At 62.0% G+C, this 16,310-nt stretch carries 13 protein-coding genes and 1 pseudogene; 6 read left to right on the top strand and 8 right to left on the bottom strand.

All coding sequences use genetic code 11. The features are described from left to right. Positions 1–142: 142 nt before the first annotated feature. The 3 genes and pseudogenes from D2V04_RS18155 to D2V04_RS04030 all read right to left on the bottom strand — a co-directional run. Positions 143–382: pseudogene (locus D2V04_RS18155) on the bottom strand (ArdC-like ssDNA-binding domain-containing protein); the annotation flags it as partial. Between the two features lie 365 nt (positions 383–747). Beyond that, on the bottom strand, positions 748–1,176 hold the full coding sequence (locus tag D2V04_RS04035) for a DUF2147 domain-containing protein (protein ID WP_228766254.1): 429 nt from the start codon (positions 1,174–1,176) through the stop codon (positions 748–750). After that, complete coding sequence (locus D2V04_RS04030) at positions 1,173–2,024, bottom strand: metal-dependent hydrolase (RefSeq protein ID WP_119512024.1); 852 nt, start codon at positions 2,022–2,024, stop codon at positions 1,173–1,175. The genes D2V04_RS04035 and D2V04_RS04030 overlap by 4 nt, the downstream gene beginning before the upstream one ends. 150 nt (positions 2,025–2,174) lie before the next feature. Here D2V04_RS04030 and D2V04_RS04025 point away from each other — a divergent pair, with 150 nt between their 5' ends. Further along, positions 2,175–2,801, top strand: coding sequence for a TetR/AcrR family transcriptional regulator (locus tag D2V04_RS04025; protein WP_119512023.1), 627 nt, complete (start codon positions 2,175–2,177; stop codon positions 2,799–2,801). A gap of 36 nt (positions 2,802–2,837) precedes the next feature. Here D2V04_RS04025 and D2V04_RS04020 read toward each other — a convergent pair whose 3' ends face one another. The 3 genes from D2V04_RS04020 to D2V04_RS04010 all read right to left on the bottom strand — a co-directional run bounded on the left by D2V04_RS04020 (position 2,838) and on the right by D2V04_RS04010 (position 9,342). Next, the gene (locus D2V04_RS04020; protein WP_119512022.1) at positions 2,838–5,285 is read right to left on the bottom strand and encodes a porin family protein; all 2,448 of its coding nucleotides are present in this window, start codon (positions 5,283–5,285) and stop codon (positions 2,838–2,840) included. Positions 5,286–5,706: 421 nt separating this feature from the next. After that, positions 5,707–6,213: a hypothetical protein gene (locus D2V04_RS04015; RefSeq protein WP_119512021.1), complete on the bottom strand. Its 507-nt coding sequence runs from the start codon at positions 6,211–6,213 to the stop codon at positions 5,707–5,709. Positions 6,214–6,402: 189 nt separating this feature from the next. Further along, positions 6,403–9,342 (bottom strand): TonB-dependent receptor, encoded by a 2,940-nt coding sequence (locus D2V04_RS04010; RefSeq protein ID WP_119512020.1) that lies wholly within the window; start codon positions 9,340–9,342, stop codon positions 6,403–6,405. Positions 9,343–9,613: 271 nt separating this feature from the next. On the opposite strand from D2V04_RS04010, the gene D2V04_RS04005 reads away from it, so the two are divergent. Together D2V04_RS04005 and D2V04_RS04000 are read left to right on the top strand one after the other, a co-directional pair. Next, positions 9,614–10,405 carry an RNA polymerase sigma factor gene (locus D2V04_RS04005; RefSeq protein WP_119512019.1) on the top strand — a complete coding sequence of 264 codons (792 nt, stop codon included), beginning with the start codon at positions 9,614–9,616 and terminating at the stop codon, positions 10,403–10,405. Continuing rightward, positions 10,402–11,358 carry a FecR family protein gene (locus D2V04_RS04000; RefSeq protein ID WP_119512018.1) on the top strand — a complete coding sequence of 319 codons (957 nt, stop codon included), beginning with the start codon at positions 10,402–10,404 and terminating at the stop codon, positions 11,356–11,358. The genes D2V04_RS04005 and D2V04_RS04000 overlap by 4 nt, the downstream gene beginning before the upstream one ends. A gap of 256 nt (positions 11,359–11,614) precedes the next feature. Here D2V04_RS04000 and D2V04_RS03995 read toward each other — a convergent pair whose 3' ends face one another. Further along, on the bottom strand, positions 11,615–12,196 hold the full coding sequence (locus D2V04_RS03995; protein ID WP_228766253.1) for a hypothetical protein: 582 nt from the start codon (positions 12,194–12,196) through the stop codon (positions 11,615–11,617). A 55-nt stretch (positions 12,197–12,251) separates the two neighbouring features. Continuing rightward, positions 12,252–12,755: an exodeoxyribonuclease III gene (locus tag D2V04_RS18150; RefSeq protein ID WP_228766252.1), complete on the bottom strand. Its 504-nt coding sequence runs from the start codon at positions 12,753–12,755 to the stop codon at positions 12,252–12,254. A gap of 563 nt (positions 12,756–13,318) precedes the next feature. On the opposite strand from D2V04_RS18150, the gene D2V04_RS03985 reads away from it, so the two are divergent. The 3 genes from D2V04_RS03985 to D2V04_RS03975 are packed head-to-tail and all read left to right on the top strand — an operon-like array spanning position 13,319 to position 16,296. Further along, on the top strand, positions 13,319–14,281 hold the full coding sequence (locus tag D2V04_RS03985; protein ID WP_119512016.1) for an ABC-three component system protein: 963 nt from the start codon (positions 13,319–13,321) through the stop codon (positions 14,279–14,281). After that, the gene (locus tag D2V04_RS03980) at positions 14,268–14,516 is read left to right on the top strand and encodes an ABC-three component system middle component 8 (RefSeq protein ID WP_119512015.1); all 249 of its coding nucleotides are present in this window, start codon (positions 14,268–14,270) and stop codon (positions 14,514–14,516) included. Before D2V04_RS03985 ends, D2V04_RS03980 begins: the two co-directional genes overlap by 14 nt. Further along, positions 14,503–16,296, top strand: coding sequence for a DUF2326 domain-containing protein (locus tag D2V04_RS03975; RefSeq protein WP_119512014.1), 1,794 nt, complete (start codon positions 14,503–14,505; stop codon positions 16,294–16,296). Before D2V04_RS03980 ends, D2V04_RS03975 begins: the two co-directional genes overlap by 14 nt. The last annotated feature ends 14 nt before the right edge of the window (positions 16,297–16,310 follow it).

The raw sequence follows: 16,310 nt of genomic DNA, 5'->3' as shown, positions 1-16,310 counted from the left end.
TTTCCGGACATGCTGTTGTCCCCCGCCTCTTTCGAGGTCGCAGCCATTTCTGGCCAAGGTTAGTCCGGTGGATACAGGTCATTACCAGCGAACCTGATCGTTCATTCGATACCTCCTTCTTCTCGCGCCGATACGGCGCACTGTTGATGCCCGAGTAGCTGCGACCGGTGAGCGCGTTGCGCGGCAAGCCGGGTCCGGGCGTACCGGCGCTGGCGCCCCAGGGCTGGACCCACGGGAGCCGCCCTGCCTCGAGTTCGCTGACGGTCCGCTGGGTGACGTCGTCGTAGAGATCGGCATGCGATTCTGCCGTCTTGCCCGCGCGGGCGGACGGAGTGGATCGGCGGCGCCGGGTTCCGGTGCAACGGTCGGGGTCCGGGTGCATGATCGAGCCTCCTTCCCGCCCCCAAACCCGACCGGGCCTCCCCCGAAGCGGGGGGTGGGCGGTGAAGCGACTGCCGGGCTCGCCGCGCACGGCGGCCCGCACCGTCAGGCCGGAACGATCAGTGGAGGAGCCGGCGTGAGCCGGCTTGCGGGCCGCAGCGGCGAGCCCAGAAGGGAGCGCCGCCCACCCCGCGCGAGAGGGGCAGGCCCATCAGGAACGCCGCCGCGCACCGCGCGGCGTCCGCTTGGAGTCGTGCGCCTGTGTCGATCATAAAAAGACGCCCACGACACCGATGGAATGCCGTGGGCGCACAGAGGGGCGGCTGCGACCACCGCTCCCTCCGAGGAGAGGTGTGGAACCGGACTTCAGCGTAAGCGCGTCCAGACTTTGGTGCGGCAGAAGATCGCGGCCTTGCAGCCCTTGACCTCCAGCTTGCCGTCGCGGCGCAGGGTCAGATAGCCCTTGGCGGCTCCATCGCCCGATTCCGGGTCGTAGACCGGGCCGCCCTGCCATTCGGCGGGACCGCCGGTGAAGCCGCGCAGCACCACCAGTCCCTTCAGCTTGCGATCCCTGAGCGACTTGTCGGGATTGCGCACGTCCCGCAGATCGGGATTTGCACGCAGCCGCGTCGCGTCGACGATCCTGCCGCACAAGGCTTCGCCGCAGCGATAGATCTCGACCCGGCCGCCTTCGCTGCCGGTCGCCCAGACACCCAGAAGCCGGCTGCCGTCCGCCGCTGCGGCCGGCGCGGATGCGGCGAGCAGGAGCCCGAGCATGACCGCAACGGCCCTCACGACGCGAGTTCCGCATCGGCAGGCGGCGTGAGGGTGTCGAGCGCCCGCGCCACGAGCGCCCGGTCGTCATGCTGCCAAGGGTGGAAGCCGGGGCGCATGTACCCGATCGCGCTGCCCACCAGCAGGCGCATGGCGCCCGGGCGGACATAGAGATAGTGCAGCAGCTTGCGCCAGGTGGCGAAGTCGTTCCTGTCGTCCTGGCGGAGCAGATCCGCGGTGTTGCGGAAGATGACATAGTGAAACCGCACCGTCGCCGCGGCCATCGCGAAGGAACGCCCGAGCCAGCGCCGCCAGCGCGGGAACTTGCGCGTCGCGTGAAGCCAGGTGTCGTAAGCGACCGCCTTATGCTCGATCTCCTCGATCGCGTGCCACCGCCACATGCGCTGCGCTTCCGGCTCGGCGCCGGCGAGATGTTCGGCGTTCGAGAGCACCGCGTTCGCCAGGGTCGCCGTGAAGTGTTCCAGCGCGCAGGTCGCCGCTAGCTGCATCACCGGCTTGCGGCGCTTGGCCCAGGCGATCGTGCGCGCCGCACGGTCCTCTCCCGAGCGAATGTCGTATCCGGCATCGCGCGCCTGCTTGTTGAAGAACACGTGCTCGCGCGTGTGCATCGATTCCTGATAGACGAAATCGTCGATCTGCGTGCGCAGCGACTCGGGCGCGTCGTCACGGTAGTGGCGCACGGTGGTCATGAAGAACTTCTCGCCCACGGGAAAGGTGGAGGAGAGCGCATTGAAGAAGGCGGTGCGCCCCGGGTCGCCCCCGTGCCACCAGCGGCGGGCGGGCTCGTTCCGGCCGAATTTCCAGTTGCGCTTGTGAATCGTGACTTCAGGTGTTTGGGAGCGGGACATGCTCAATCCTCCGAACTATCCCGGGCTTTATGAATTACATTGATGTCAATGTAAATCCTTCATATGGATTGATCACTAGGGATGACGCGTCTCGCCGCGTCTGTATGGTAAGACCGGGTATAACGCCGCGCCCCATCGGGAGGAGACACAATGGCATACGGCAGGAAGGAACCGATCCGGCGGCGCAAGCGGATGGGCGACGAGGTTCGCGACGAGGCCTTGATTGCGGCCCGCAAGCTACTCCTCGCGGGAGGACCGGCGGCCGTGACCGTCGCCAATGTCGGCCGCGAGATCGGCATGACGCATGCCAACGTGCTGCATCACTTCGGATCGGCGGCGAGCCTGCAATCGGCCCTGATGGGATCGATGATTCGCGACCTGACCTCGGCGCTCGACAACGTGGTGGAGCTGCTCAAGACCGACGCGGCGGCGCCGCGAACGGTCGCCGACAAAGTGTTCGACGCGTTCGACAAGGGCGGCGCGGGCCCCCTTGCCGCCTGGATCATCCTGTCCGGCGACGTGAAGCAGCTCGAACCCGTGCGCGAGGCCGTGCGGGCGCTGGTGGAAGCGATCGTCGGCCAGTCGACCGACGATGCGGCACCCGAACGCGTCCGCGCCGCGGTGCTGATGATGGCGGTCAGCGCCTTCGGCGATGCGCTGATTGGCCCGCACGTGCGCGAGATGCTCGATCAGAAGGACGACGCGATGCGCGACCTGATCGCGCGGATCCTGCCGCTGTTCCTGATCCCTTCCGGCATTCCTGAAGCGATCCGCTGATTCGCGCTGCATGCCGCCTACGATCGGCAATTGCGGTTAAAATTGCTTCCGAACGCTGAGCCGGATTGTGCGGCCTAAGGGATCGACTTCGTCGCGGCCGTATGTGCGGAACGAGTCCTGACCAAGGGCCGACATCTTCCGGTATCCGTTCAGCAAGTTCTGCACATCGAGAGAAATTCTCAGACCGGAAGTCCAGGTCCCTTCACCGCCCCCTTCGCCCCAATGCTCGGGCTCGGCGAATAACCCCAGATTGAACAACACCGTAGGCGAGTATCGGAACGTTACATCGTTCGTGCCTTCGCCTGATGCGACTTGGGCCGCGCTACTCCAGTTTCCGTTGAGGCTAACGCCCAGCCCGCGCCGACCCAATACCAAGTTCAGCGCGATGGTGTGACGCGGCTGGCCGCTGCTGCGCAGGCGGTCCAGAACCGGCAAGCCCTCGCGTATCACCGTTTCACTGCTGAGCTGCCAATTGTGGATGAGGGACAAGCTCGCGGTCCATGGCGTGAACGCATTCGGCTCGGCCACCTCGCCCTCCGGGCGATCGGGCTTCTCCACGTAACGCAGCGTCAGACCTGATGTGATAGCCTCCGTCCGGTCGTACGCGATGTTGATGGGACGCGCATCGATTGCGACGAGCGAGCTATCGGCATCGCGGGTAACGCGTCCCGGAAACGCAGCTTCGATCTCGGGAGTGAGGGCCGGGAAGGAGGTGATGCCACCGCGCGAAATCTGGCGAGCGTACCCGAAGTTGAGCGTCGCCAGGTCGCTTTCGAACGGCCGGACCATCGCATCGATTGCGAGATTGCGGATGCTTCCCCCGTCGAGACCAGGATTACCGCCGAATACTTGAACCGGTTGAACATACGCCTGCTGCAAGAAGTCGAACATGCGGGTGACGATCTCGATGGGCGGGCCATAGAGCTGCTCGAACGTCGGCTCTGTCGTCTCACCGCTCATCGCAACCCGCAAATCCAAAGCCGGAAAGGGCAACCAGCGGACACCCGCGTTCCATTTGTGCCGCGTCCGGGTTCGTGTCGCGCCGCCGACCTCGAGCGACACATCCATCGCTATGTCCCCCAAGGCTGCGAGCGGGGAGTCCATGGCTTGGTTTGTCACTGGAAGAGAAAGCGACCATCGGGCGTTCATCTCATCGCTACCCGAGCGTTCGCGCCGCGTTGCCAACGAACCTCCTTCGACGAAGGTTTGGCGCGCCCGATTGCGGTGCGCATTGACCGTAATGCTAGTATACAAGTCGCCTGCGGGCAGCGTCAGAACCGATTTCGACGCGTTGAAAGTCGCTCCAAATCTGTCGGTGCGAAACCGCGCGCGATCAGCGCGAAGCGGCGTTCCTGGCCAAGAGCCGAACGGGTCGAAGGTCGGATCTCCTAGGTCGACCAGGTCCTGAACGGCCATCACGTCGTAGCCGCGATCGTAGATGTTGTCGCTTCGACTGTGCGAATAGAAGGCCGAGACATCCGTCTGCCAGCCAAGGACTTGCCCGGACAGCGAGGCCGATAGGCCGAACGACTCCGATTGCTGCCTGCTCTGCAGAGCTCGCCCATCCAGCAACCGGCTCGTGATGACAGGTGCCCCTGTTGCCGGAACCCAGGGACTCCCCGGCGGTAATGTGATCGTACCGAGCGGCAAGCCGGTCAGCTGCCGTCCTCGGTTGGTGCCCGCATTGAAACTCAACGACGCCGAGAGCGCTCCGACCGGATGAGTCACCCCCGCATTGAAATTCAGGGAGCGCACCTCCCCCAATATGGATTCGAAGCGGTTCGGATCGACCGGCTGCCCCTGAAGTGTTGGCAGCAGCGGGAGGATGTTCCCACTGACGGGCACATGGCGAGCGCTCTTGAGAAGCATAGTCTCATCGGACGTGGCAATCTGGACGTTCCAACGGGTGTTCGCGTCGATTGCGGTGCGCCCCGCGGACACTTGGACACTACGTCGGCCTCCCGCCGTGGGAACCGTAACGACGCTGTTCGCATCCCAACTGGCGTAGTGCTTCTTGAGCTCGAGATTGACGACGCGCTGTCCTGCTGGAAAGCCATAATGCGCAGCTGCCCGCGGAGGCAGGATCGCCACACGTTTCAACGCCTCTGTCGGGTAACCGGTGATCTCCTCCGGACTGCCGATCCGCCTTCCGTTCACCAGTATCGCAGGGGTGTCGCCGTTTCCGCCGATCAGCGGTGCGATGCCTTGGACAAGGTCTTGGATGGTGTCCGCGCCGTAAGCCGCAATCTCATCCTCGCCCACCTCCGTTTCCGAGGCGATCTCGGCCTGCCCCCACCGCTTGCCGATTACGACTATCTCTTCCTCGCTGGCGGTGCTGGGGACTTCCGAATTTGCGGCGGATGGCTCGGCAGACCGCCGAACCTCCCCGCGCTCCGGGCTCTGCCACGCCCGGGCGTGGCATTGCTCCGCGGTCACACACGCGATGACTGCAACGATCGAGAGCGACAGGTATGCGGTACGCATCCGGATGTGCGAGTTGGGGGTTGGAAAGCCATGAGGGAAAATTCGGACTAGCAAACCGCTCTCGAAACCGAAGCGTGGAAGCGGCCCTGCGGGCGGGCAGCGGCTTGCCTCGCACTCGACCCAGCCGCAGCCCCTGCCAACTCCCGCCGTCTTGCCTCGACAGCTCTGAAAGAACGCAACGGCGCGCGAACCCGCGCACGGCTGTGGCCACCAGCATTTCCGGACCGAGCGACCCATGGCCCAGGGGACCGATGCGACATCAAGGCCGAGGCCGTACCGGGATTGCGATCACTCTCGCAGCTTTGGGCAATGCAAATCACCTCGCCAAATGCCGCCCCTTGTGTGACTCTTCACGGGAAAACGTCGCAGAGGGACGTTGCAGTGTCCTGCAACGCCCCTCCGACCCCTGTGTTCGCCAGACTTAGGGCGTCAGCGTAAGGTTATCACCGGCCGACGTCAGCGTGCCTTGCATCTTGCAGGGATTACCGCCGGTTGGATCGGACGAATCCGAGAACCCGTTGGTGAGGCCGATGGTCCGGGGATTGGCGGTATTGCCGCCCCAGGTGAACTTGATCCTGCCAGTGCAGGTCCCGGCGCTCAGGGGCGGATCGATGGTCAGCCCAGTGATGCCCCAGTTGGCTCCATCGTAGGTCACGTTGGCATTGCCGGTGACCGAGATCAGGCCGCACGGAAAGCCGCCCCCGAGGTTCCCCGAAGGCACCGTAACGTCGACGTCACTCGCGCTGTTGACCTTGACGTTGACGGTCAGCGAACAGGCGTAAGGCAGGCCATCCTTCTGAACCGTAACGCTGCCGGTGTAGGTACGGCTGTTGGGAAGTGGCGACGTCGGGCCGAATGTGGCTGCAACTGCAGCTTGCGCACCAACGGCTATGACGCCAGCAGCGAGAATAGCACTCAATTTCTTCATTGTAGCATCCTCTTCCGTATTTTGGTTTCTACGTTTGTGTACAGCGACTCGCCTGTACTCTTCTAGGATAAATTAATGAACATGAGTGTCAATGTTTATATTTACGTTATATCCATAATGGATGAAGTTGAGCGAATCTATTCTCACCACAGTGGTAAGTTGATCTCTTCAGGCTGCATGTTTTCTATATCAAAAGCTCTTCGATACGCTAAATCCAATAATTCTGGGATCCAGAGTGAATATGTTGGATGTAAGTCCGGTGTCGTCGCTGTTGACGAAGAAATCCGTGATGGGGGTCTTGTCGAAGACATTCTTCACATAGAGCTGGAACTCTAGTCCGCTCGCCGGACGCTCGAGAGCGATCAGGATATTGGCATTATCCCAGCCTTTAAGCCGATCGAACTCCGTATTGTAGACGCGGGCGAAGCTTTTCGACTGCCGATAATAATCGCCGCGCAGCGTGAGCTCCCAATCCCCGCCGTCGATGGGGACAGTATATTGCGCACCGACATTGAAGGTCAGTCGCGGAGCGTTGGGGAGTTCGTTGCCTGAAAGATCTGCAAAGAACCCGCGGCCTCCGTTCGGCGCGTCCGTCAGCGGATTATAGGTGAAGCCGAAAAACTGGTCCATGCGAAGGCCATCGACTTCCGGATTGAACGTGCCGGTCTCCTTGGAGCCGCCACAAAGTGCGCCGAGGGCATTAAGGCCCAAAAACGGTGCCAGAGGGGAGTTGAGAATGGTCTCGACATGCTGTCGCGGCGCGATGCAGTTGGAAGGGATCTGAATCCACGGCCGCAGCAGAACCCAGTCCTCGTTGCCTTGCGTCCGGTTCATCACGTCAATCGACTGTGACCCGTCCTTCAGTCGCGTGCGGAGATACCCCAGGTTAGCATCCATCTGGAATGCCCGCGATGGTCGCCATGCGGCCTCGAGCTCCAAGCCCCAGATCGTCGCATCGAAGTTTTCGTTGAGCGAGATGCGGTCGACAATTTTGGAGACCTGATAGCCCTCATAATCATAGTAGAAGCCCGTAGCGTTCAGCGTGAACCGGCCACCGGCGAAGGTGTTCTTCGTGCCGATCTCGAATGCGTTGACGTATTCCGGCTCGAACGTCGCCGGTAGCGGCTGGAACTGCACGATGCGTGGGTTGAGGTTCGGGCGCGGAGGATTGGTGCCGCCGCCTTTATAGCCGCGCGAGGCCGAGGCATATATCAGGGTATCGTCAGTGAACGACAGGTCCGGCATCCAGTCTAGGACCAGGCGCCCCGTAGGCTCGGACCAGCGCTGCTTGACCTCAGGATCGGCTGGATAGCCCGCGCTGACAGAGCCGCCGCTCGTACCCAATTCTCCGCCGCCCCCGAGGAGCAGCTGACTCGGAATCGGCGTTGCGGTCTTGCTGTCCTTTGTAAACCGCAATCCCGCAGTCAACTTCACGTTCTCGGCGACATTCCAGTACGCTTCGCCAAAGATGGCCCATGACTCTGTTTTGACGACGTTGCGGCTCAGGAAATAGTTGTGTCCCAGTTCGTCCAGCGACCCGATCGGATTGGGATCGACGTAGACACAGTCAACGCCAACCGTATCGGGCGGACAGGGGTGGTAGTTTGGATAAGTCTGGACCGGGCGGTTATAGAGATTATAAGCGATAAAGCTGAATGTATTGTTGAATACGAAATAATCATCTTGCGATTTGAAATGCAGGTAGTTTGCGCCGATATTAAAGTTTATTGGCCCGTCAAAGGACGACTGAAGTCGGAATTCCTGTGACCACTGACTGTTGCGCGACCGATTCAGGTCAACGGCGAGCAGCCGGTCGGACGCTCCCAGCTGGGGATCGACGAATATTGCGCCTGGCGCCGCATGCGCCTGGTCAATGGGCTCTCCGGTAAGTGGCGAAACGAGCCCGGTCGTATCGTTGAAGATGGGCGCCGATAGGAAGCGGTTATAATCCTGGGACGAGTAATAGCGATCGCGCGCGTAGGCGGTCTGCGAGACGAGGCGCAATGAATCGCTGATGTCGAATTCGAGGTTGCCCTGGAAGACGTCGTTCTTGGCTCGAAAGACTGGATCATAGCTGGTCGCGATCTCGCGCAGATCGCGCGATTGTGCGACATCCGCGAACGGATCGCCGGCGCGCATGCCATAAACCATCTCGAAGGTGTCCGGGCGCACGCCCATCGGGATGGCAATGTTGCCCGCAACCAGAAAAGCGAGACCGGACGCGTTAGGCGCCCCAAAGGCGGCTTCATCGTACAAGGAGCGCGGCAAACATCCTTGGCTTAGACGTCCCTGCAAGTCGGCCGGGACGGGAGTCGTCCCCACCATCGTGGGACCAGGGTCGCGTGTGCAAAGCTGTTTGCCGGTGCGCGAGCGGTTGTCGTCTTCCTCGAAATGCTGCCAGATCACGTTGGCGCGGAAGCGGTCGCTCGGCTCCCACTCCGCGATCGCGCGGGTCGACCACAGGTCGCGGCCGTTCACGCGGTTCTGGGTGAAGGTGTTGTAGTCGAACCCGTCGCGCTTGGTCCACTGGCCGGCGACGCGGACACCGAAGGTATCGCCGAGCGGCACGTTGAGCATGCCGTTCAGGCGGCGCGTGGAATAGCTTCCGACCTCGGCCTTGACCGATCCCTCGAACTCGTCGGTCGGCAATGCGGGGATCAGGTTGACCACGCCTGCCGTGGCATTGCGGCCGTAGAGCGTACCCTGCGGTCCGCGCAGCACCTCGATCCGCGCCATGTCGAAGAATTCGGATTCGAACAGGCGGTTGCGCACCAGCGGTGTGTTGTTGAAGCTGATCGCGACCGCGGGGTCGCTCGCCGCCGAGATCGCCTTGGTCCCAATCCCGCGGATCGAGAAGTTGTACATGCTGAAGTTGCTTTTGGAAAAGCTCACGTTCGGCACGGCGCGCAGGAGTTCGGAACCGCCCTCGATCTTCTGCGCATCCAGGTCCTCGCTCGACAGCGCCGTCACCGCGATCGGTACGTCCTGGATCGATTCCTCGCGCTTCTGCGCGGTGACGATGATCACCGAGCCCTCAGTCACGCCAGCGGCGGACTCCGGAATCTGCTCCGAGCTGCTCGGGTCCTGCGCGAAGGCCGGCGATGTGGCTCCGGCAATCAATGCGATCATGCTGGACGCGCAAAAACAACTACGGAAAACTCGCATATTTCCTCTCCCCTGTCGACGCGGGATCTTCCACGACCCGTCGCTTCTCAACTCGGGCGTTGTACTGCAACTGACATTAGTGTCAATGTTGATTGTTGTTGCGGAATGAGCCGGTCAGAGGGTCTAGATCCGCCTGCGCACGCTTAGGGAAACCGGCATCTGCGGTCCACGCGACAAGCCTCCAATTTGGATCGGTTTCATCTGCAACCATGTTGCATCTGATCAGTGCCCGGCTATGCTGACGACGCATCGGGCGAAACAGGCGCACGATGCCGGGCTTGAGAACCCGCTTGAGCAGTTAACGAATTTCCAGCCATCCGGCCGGGTGGCCGCCGCGCATGTCCAGGCGTGTTCGCTAAAGGCGGCGGCGCATAGTCAAGTATGTTCTCGACACCCGGCTTTCGGCCGCCTTGTCGCCCAGCGCGGACGAGGCAGCATGGCGATGGACTACGACGACAACAGCACGCTCGGCTCCCGCGGCATTGCGCCGGGCGATCCGCTTCCGCCCGACAATTGGCACGGCCATGGCGCTCGCGCCCGCGCCGCGGCCGTCTACCGAGAAGAGCATCCGCGGCTTGTCCGCTTCATCAAGGCGCGAGTTCCGGCGCAGGATGTCGGCGACCTCATTCAGGAGTGCTTTCGCCGGTTCATGGCGAGCAGCGCCTACCCGCGCGTTCTGGCCCAGCAGCCTGGCCCGTATCTCTTCCGCACCGCCCGCAACCTGCTGGCCGAGCGTGGCCGCTCCGACGCACGTCGCATGGCCGCGCATCACACAAGCTACGAGGAGCCCGAGATCGCAGGTCCCGATCCCCATGCCGCGCTGGAAGCGCGCGACGAGATGCGGCGCGTCGGCGAGGCGCTCGGCCGCCTGAGGCCCAAGACCCGTGACATCTTCCTGATGCACAGGATAGACGGTCTCACCTACGAAGAGATCGCGTCGCAAATGGGGATGAGCGTGAAAGGCGTCGAAAAGCAGATTGCGAAGGCCCTGCGCGCGGTCCGGCGGGCACGGAGCCGGCATCCGTGACACGCGATCGGAAGGCCTCCGACTGGTTTGCGCTCATGCGCGGGCCCGAAGCCGAGACGCACCGCGCGGCGTTCGAGGATTGGCTGCGCGACCCGCGCAATGCTGCCGCCTATGCGAGCTACGAGGACGACTGGCACTTCACCCGCAATCTGGCCCATGAAGATGTACCCAGGCCGGAAGAAGCGCGCGGTGCAGCGCGGTGGGCGCCGCTGCGCTGGGCGGCCGTGGCGGCCGCGGCAATCGCCCTCATATGCGCCTGGTACCTGCAAGCCACGCCGCGCATGGGCGACCTGGCTGGCACGGAGACCGCCGCCGGCACGCTTCTTCTCGCCGACGGCAGCACAGTCGCCCTGAGGAACGGGGCACGGATCGGGACCGAGTTCACGGCCACCGAGCGGCGCGTGCACCTGGAGGGCGGTCGCGCACGCTTCACGGTCGCGCCCGACGCGAACAGGCCGTTCGTCGTGCTCGCGGGCAATTCCCGGACAACTGCGCTGGGCACCGTGTTCGAGATCGATCTGCGCGGTGCCCATCCGCGGGTTCACCTGATCGAGGGCGCGGTCGAGGTGCGCGCCTCGCCGGAGGCCGAGGCTGTTCGCCTAGCGCCGGGCGAGAGCGCCGAAGTCGAGGGTGGCACGCCCCGCCGGATCGCGCCGGCGGCGAACGCGCGGTCGCAGCACCGGCCCCCGGCCACGGCGCAAGCCTCCACCGCCACGATCCTGGAGGCTGACGGTCTCCCGCTCGGCACGATCATCGACCGGGCGAATGCGATCAACAGCGATCCCATCCGCCTCGCCGATCCGGCATTGGGCCGCCTGCAGGTCACCGGGCGATTCCAGATCAGCGACAGCGCGGCCCTCGCCCGTAAGCTAGCCGCCGCGCTTGCCCTCGATCTTGCCGGCGGCGACGGCGGCTATGTTCTGAGCGGCGGACCTGCAACTTCGCGGAAATAGCCTCCTGCCGCCTCCCGGGGCGCAGACCCGGTGCTTGTCGGGAGCCCTACGCTGTGCGAGCCGGCGGAACGAGGGCTACGACATCGGCGCCTCGTAGCAAAAACAGGCGACGTTGCCGGGCTGTAGTGGATTGCCTGGATCCGGATGTCGATCGCGTAGAGCGGTGCGTTCTTCGCTAGGTCCGGAGCGTGCGCACGCCTGTGCGCGGGAACCGAGAAGAACAATCGCGCGTGAACCTGGCCGCTACGACCAGGATCTAATTCCGCCATTCCTCCATGGCGCGATCGTACCGCGACCGAAGCTTCTCCACGTTCTTTTGCAGCTTCGTCAGTTCAGATGAATGACCGCGCTCGAGTTCGCGCAGCTCGCGCTCGAGATCCGCCAAGCGTCGAACCAGCGCCCTGTGCTCCTTGACCTGCTGCTTTTCAGCCTCGGCCAGAGCGCGCTCCGCCTCATCGAGCGCAGCGCGATCGGGCTTCGGCTTCGGTGGGACGGCGCGCTTTTTCGGCCGGGCGGACGGATCTTGCGCCGGCACGTCGCCCGGCTTCGGTGCCGGGGAGCGCTTTCGAGCGGGCTTGCTCTTCGGCAGCGCGGCGATCTGCTCGCTCATATTGCCGCGCAGGCGGCGTATGATCACGCCTGGCTTGGCGAGCGGCTCGCGCATCAGCTCGGGATCGTCGACCTTCTCGGCGATGCCGCGAGCGAAAAGGTCGTGCTCGCTTCCCCACGCCTCCAATGCCGCCTTCTGGCTCGGTGCGGCAACATAGGCGTCATGGAAGCCGGTCGGGGTGCGGAATACCTTGAGCTTCTGCTTGCGCGGCATGATGCAGACTAACATCGGCCATGGCACCGCGCCAGTTCGTACACGGGCGCGAATGGCCATTGGAGGTTGTTCAGCCGCGACGCTTTCGCGGCATCCGTTCCGCAAGCTCGATCCAGACCGGCGCATGGTCGCTGGTCTTCTCCCAGCTTCGAGGGCGCGTATCGACCGCCGCTTTCGTCAGGCGTGCGGTGGCGGGACCATTGAGGAGGAAATGGTCGATCCTGAGACCGGCGTTGCGCTCGAACGCGCCGCGCCAGTACTTCCAGAACGTGTAGATCGTCTCGTGGGGGTGCAGGTGCCGGACGGCATCGGTCCAGCCCTGGTCGAGCAGTCGGCGATACGCCGCTTTCACCTCGGGCGCGAACAGCGCGTCGTCGCGCCAACGCTCGGGCGCGTAGACGTCGAGATCGGTCGGCATGACATTGTAGTCGCCGGCGACGACCACCGGCGCGTCGAGATCGATCAGAGCCGCGAGGTGCTCGTGCAAGCGGTCGATCCAGCGGAGCTTGAATGCGAACTTCGGCCCCGGGGCGCGGATTGCCGTTGGGTAAGTAAAGCCCGGCGACGAGTACACCGTCGACCGCCGCCTCGATATAGCGGCTCTGCACATCATCGAGATCGCCAGGCAGGCCGCGACGGGTTTCGTGAATTTCGCCGACCCGGCTCAGGAGAGCCACTCCGTTCCACCGGCTCTGGCCATGCCAAACCGCCTCGTAACCGGCATCGCGAATGGCCTTTTCGGGAAACCGCTCTTGCGGCGCTTTGAGTTCCAGCTGAGCAGCTACCGTCCGCCCCGATGGCGGACGGTAGACCTTGGGACTAGTTTCCCGACTTACCGCCCATCGGCGCCCAATACCTGCTCGTCATTCACTCAAGTGAATGGCGGTAGTGTTGGACGAACCGGAACGGCTCCTTTCAGAAGTGTCTATTGAGATAGCGGACGTTGCTGGCGGCGAGTCGGCGAGTCATCTTCGCGCCCTCATATCGGACATCCGCCAGCTCAATCGGGTTGCCGAAAAGCCGCCATCCGCGCTATGCCCCGAATGTCGCTATTCCGCTTCCCGGTATTCATGCTATCGCCGTTGTCGTCTAATGGAGGCGGCTGCAGCGTGCTTGAGCTAACCACCGAGAATAATATTGAAATTTGCGTACGAAGACCTCAGCGAAGACCAGTTCGAGAAGCTGATCGTGCTGTTGTGCCAGCGGTTGCTCGGCATGTCGGTGAAGGGTTTCGCTAAAGGACCCGACGGTGGCCGTGACGCGAAGTTCGTTGGCACTGCCGAGCTTCATCCGAGCACGGCCGCGCCTTGGACAGGAACAGTCATCGTCCAAGCCAAGCACACAAACGGATACAATCGGCATTTCGGCGAGGCGGATTTCTACAGCCCTAAGTCCAAAGACACGGTCATCGGGAAGGAGGTGCCGCGGATCGCAAAGCTGCGGACGGAGAAGCAACTCGACCACTACATGCTTTTTGCAAACCGACGGCTCGCCGGTAATGCTGACCAGAACATTACCCAGCACATCGCGAAGAAATGTGGTCTGCCGGAAGGCTCGATCTATCTCTGTGGGCTGGAGGCGCTCGAGCTCTTTATGAAGCAGTTCCCCGAGGTGCCGGGCCTCGCCGAACTCGACCCGCTGGATTCCCCGCTCATCGTGTCGCCAGATGAGCTGGCTGTTGTTGTGCAGGCGATCGCTAGCAACGAGGCCGATCTGTCAGCCGTTCTCGATGCACCGCCGGCGGAGCGGACTTCATACGATACGAAGAACGCCCTCAACAACATGAGCGCGGATTATGCGGCAGCTCTTCGCAAGCGCTATCTGAAGGACACAGCACAGATACGCACCTTCCTAGCTGCACCGGAGAATCTGGAAATCCTAAAATCCTACGAGGCGACTGCCGAGGAGTTCCAGATGAAGATCATCTCCAAGCGGAAGGAGTTCCAGAATTTCGATACAGTAATGGAGTATCTTCTCGATCTCCTATTTCACCGCGATCCAATCCTGCGCCAGAAGCAACACAAGCGCCTGACAAGGGCCGTGCTGTTCTACATGTACTGGAATTGCGACATTGGGGAGGCCGCAGTTGCTGAAGCCTAGCAAACACGCGCATCCCGACCGCACCGTCGTCAACGTCGCCTTCTTGCTGCTCACGCGCCTACGCGCCCAGCGGCTGTGCGACTATGATGCGCTCCTCGGCTTCGCCCGCAAGGCCGTTGTCGGCGGCGATGTCCTTTTCCTGCCGTCGCTTAACTTCCTCTACTTGCTCGGGTTAATAGAATACCATCCCAAGACCGATGCGATTGAATATGTGGGGCAGAATGAAGCCGTCTAAGCTTTATTCCAACCGGCCTTCTGTGTTCGCCCCGGTGGAGTTCGAGCCCGAACTCAACGTGGTGCTCGCGGAAATCCGACTGCCCGAGAATCGAGATCGGGACACCCACAATCTGGGCAAGACGACGCTTGGCCGCCTGCTCGATTTCGGCTTCCTCGCTGGCCGGAACGCCAAGTTCTTCCTGTTCAAACACCTCGATCGCTTCGAGGAGTTCGTGTTCTTCCTCGAAATCGAGCTTCTCGATGGCAGCTACGTTACCGTCCGCCGCAGCGTGGCTGAAGCGTCAAAGGTCTCATTCAAGAAGCATGTCTCGCGCCATCAGGATTTCTCGACCCTGTCCGATCTCGAATGGGATCACGTCGATGTTCCGTTTGATCGAGCGAAGGCACTACTCGATAGCCTGCTGGACTGGCGCGCACTAAAGCCTTGGCATTTTCGCAAGGGACTTGGCTATTTCCTGCGTTCGCAGGAGGATTTCCGTGATGTTTTCCAGCTAAGTAAGTTCGCCAACTCGCACGCCGACTGGAAGCCGTTCCTTGCTCATATCCTTGGGTTCGATGCCGAACTGATCACTAAGCATTATGAGAAAGAAGCCACGCTCAAGGAGAATGAGCAGAAGGCAGCGACAATCCGCCAGGAGCTCGGCGGCGAGATCGAGGACGCCGGCAAGATCGACGGGCTCCTGCTGCTCAAGCGGCAAGAGGTCGCCAAAAAGCAGGAGCTTCTCGACTCGTTTGATTTTCGGAGCCAGGACAAAGCGGACACCAAGCAGCTTGTCGATCAGGTGGACGAACGCATCGCTGCTCTCAACCAGCGACGCTATTCGCTGACCCAGAACAAAAAGAAGATCATCACCTCAATCGAAGAGGATCAGATCCTCTTCAACCCTGAGGATGCAAGCGAGCTCTTTCGCGAGGCTGGAGTCCTCTTCACAGGACAGATCAAACGTGATTTCCAGCAGCTTATCTCCTTCAACAAGGCCATCACGGACGAGAGGCGCGATTACTTGATCGAGGAGCGGGCGGAAATTGAGTCCGAACTAAAATCAATCAATAACGAGCTGAACGCGCTCGGCAAGCGTCGTTCGGAGATGCTCGCTTACTTGAGCAGCACCGACACTTTTGCGAAGTATAAGCACTTTTCCAGCGAGCTCGTGAAACTGCGCGCCGATATAGAGGGTCTTGAGAGGCAGCGTGAGTTCGTGCACCGGCTCCAACAGCTCCGCACAGACATCCGCACGCTGGCTGAGGAGAAAACGCACCTGCAAGCAGCGATAGAGGCCGACGTCGAGGCAAAGAATGTCGATGGCGGAAGCCTGTTCTCCCGTATTCGCCTGTTCTTCAACGAGATTGTCGAAGATGTGATCGACCAGAAGGCACTGCTCAGCGTGACGGTTAACCAGTACGGACATCTCGACTTCCGCGCAGAGCTTCTCGATGACGCGGGCAACGCCACCAGTGCCGACCGGGGGTTCAGCTACAAGAAATTGCTCTGCATTGCGTTCGATCTTGCTCTTTTGCGCGCCCATCTCGACGATGCTTTTCCGCGCTTCGCCTTTCATGACGGTGTGTTCGAGTCGCTTGACGACCGAAAGAAGGAAAACCTCCTCGCCGTGATCCGGAGTTATACTACCCTCGGTATTCAGTCGATCATCACACTGATCGACTCCGACCTGCCCTCGGACGGTTACGAAGAAGCGGTGTTTGATGCGACTGAAGTCGTTGTCTTGCTACATGACGAGGGCGACCACGGCCGATTGTTCAAGATGAAGGCTTGGTAGCACTCCTATGTGAG

The sequence above is a fragment of the Pelagerythrobacter aerophilus genome, from assembly GCF_003581645.1.
Classification (GTDB): domain Bacteria; phylum Pseudomonadota; class Alphaproteobacteria; order Sphingomonadales; family Sphingomonadaceae; genus Pelagerythrobacter; species Pelagerythrobacter aerophilus.
This window is presented reverse-complemented; position numbering and strand designations above follow the sequence as displayed.

Coding starts and splice junctions, on each gene's coding strand:
- D2V04_RS04015 (WP_119512021.1), bottom strand. CDS start 6,213: ATGAAGAAATTGAGTGCTATTCTCGCTGCTGGCGTCATAGCCGTTGGT.
- D2V04_RS03995 (WP_228766253.1), bottom strand. CDS start 12,196: ATGTTAGTCTGCATCATGCCGCGCAAGCAGAAGCTCAAGGTATTCCGC.
- D2V04_RS04020 (WP_119512022.1), bottom strand. CDS start 5,285: ATGCGTACCGCATACCTGTCGCTCTCGATCGTTGCAGTCATCGCGTGT.
- D2V04_RS04030 (WP_119512024.1), bottom strand. CDS start 2,024: ATGTCCCGCTCCCAAACACCTGAAGTCACGATTCACAAGCGCAACTGG.
- D2V04_RS04010 (WP_119512020.1), bottom strand. CDS start 9,342: ATGATCGCATTGATTGCCGGAGCCACATCGCCGGCCTTCGCGCAGGAC.
- D2V04_RS04005 (WP_119512019.1), top strand. CDS start 9,614: ATGCTGACGACGCATCGGGCGAAACAGGCGCACGATGCCGGGCTTGAG.
- D2V04_RS03975 (WP_119512014.1), top strand. CDS start 14,503: ATGAAGCCGTCTAAGCTTTATTCCAACCGGCCTTCTGTGTTCGCCCCG.
- D2V04_RS04025 (WP_119512023.1), top strand. CDS start 2,175: ATGGCATACGGCAGGAAGGAACCGATCCGGCGGCGCAAGCGGATGGGC.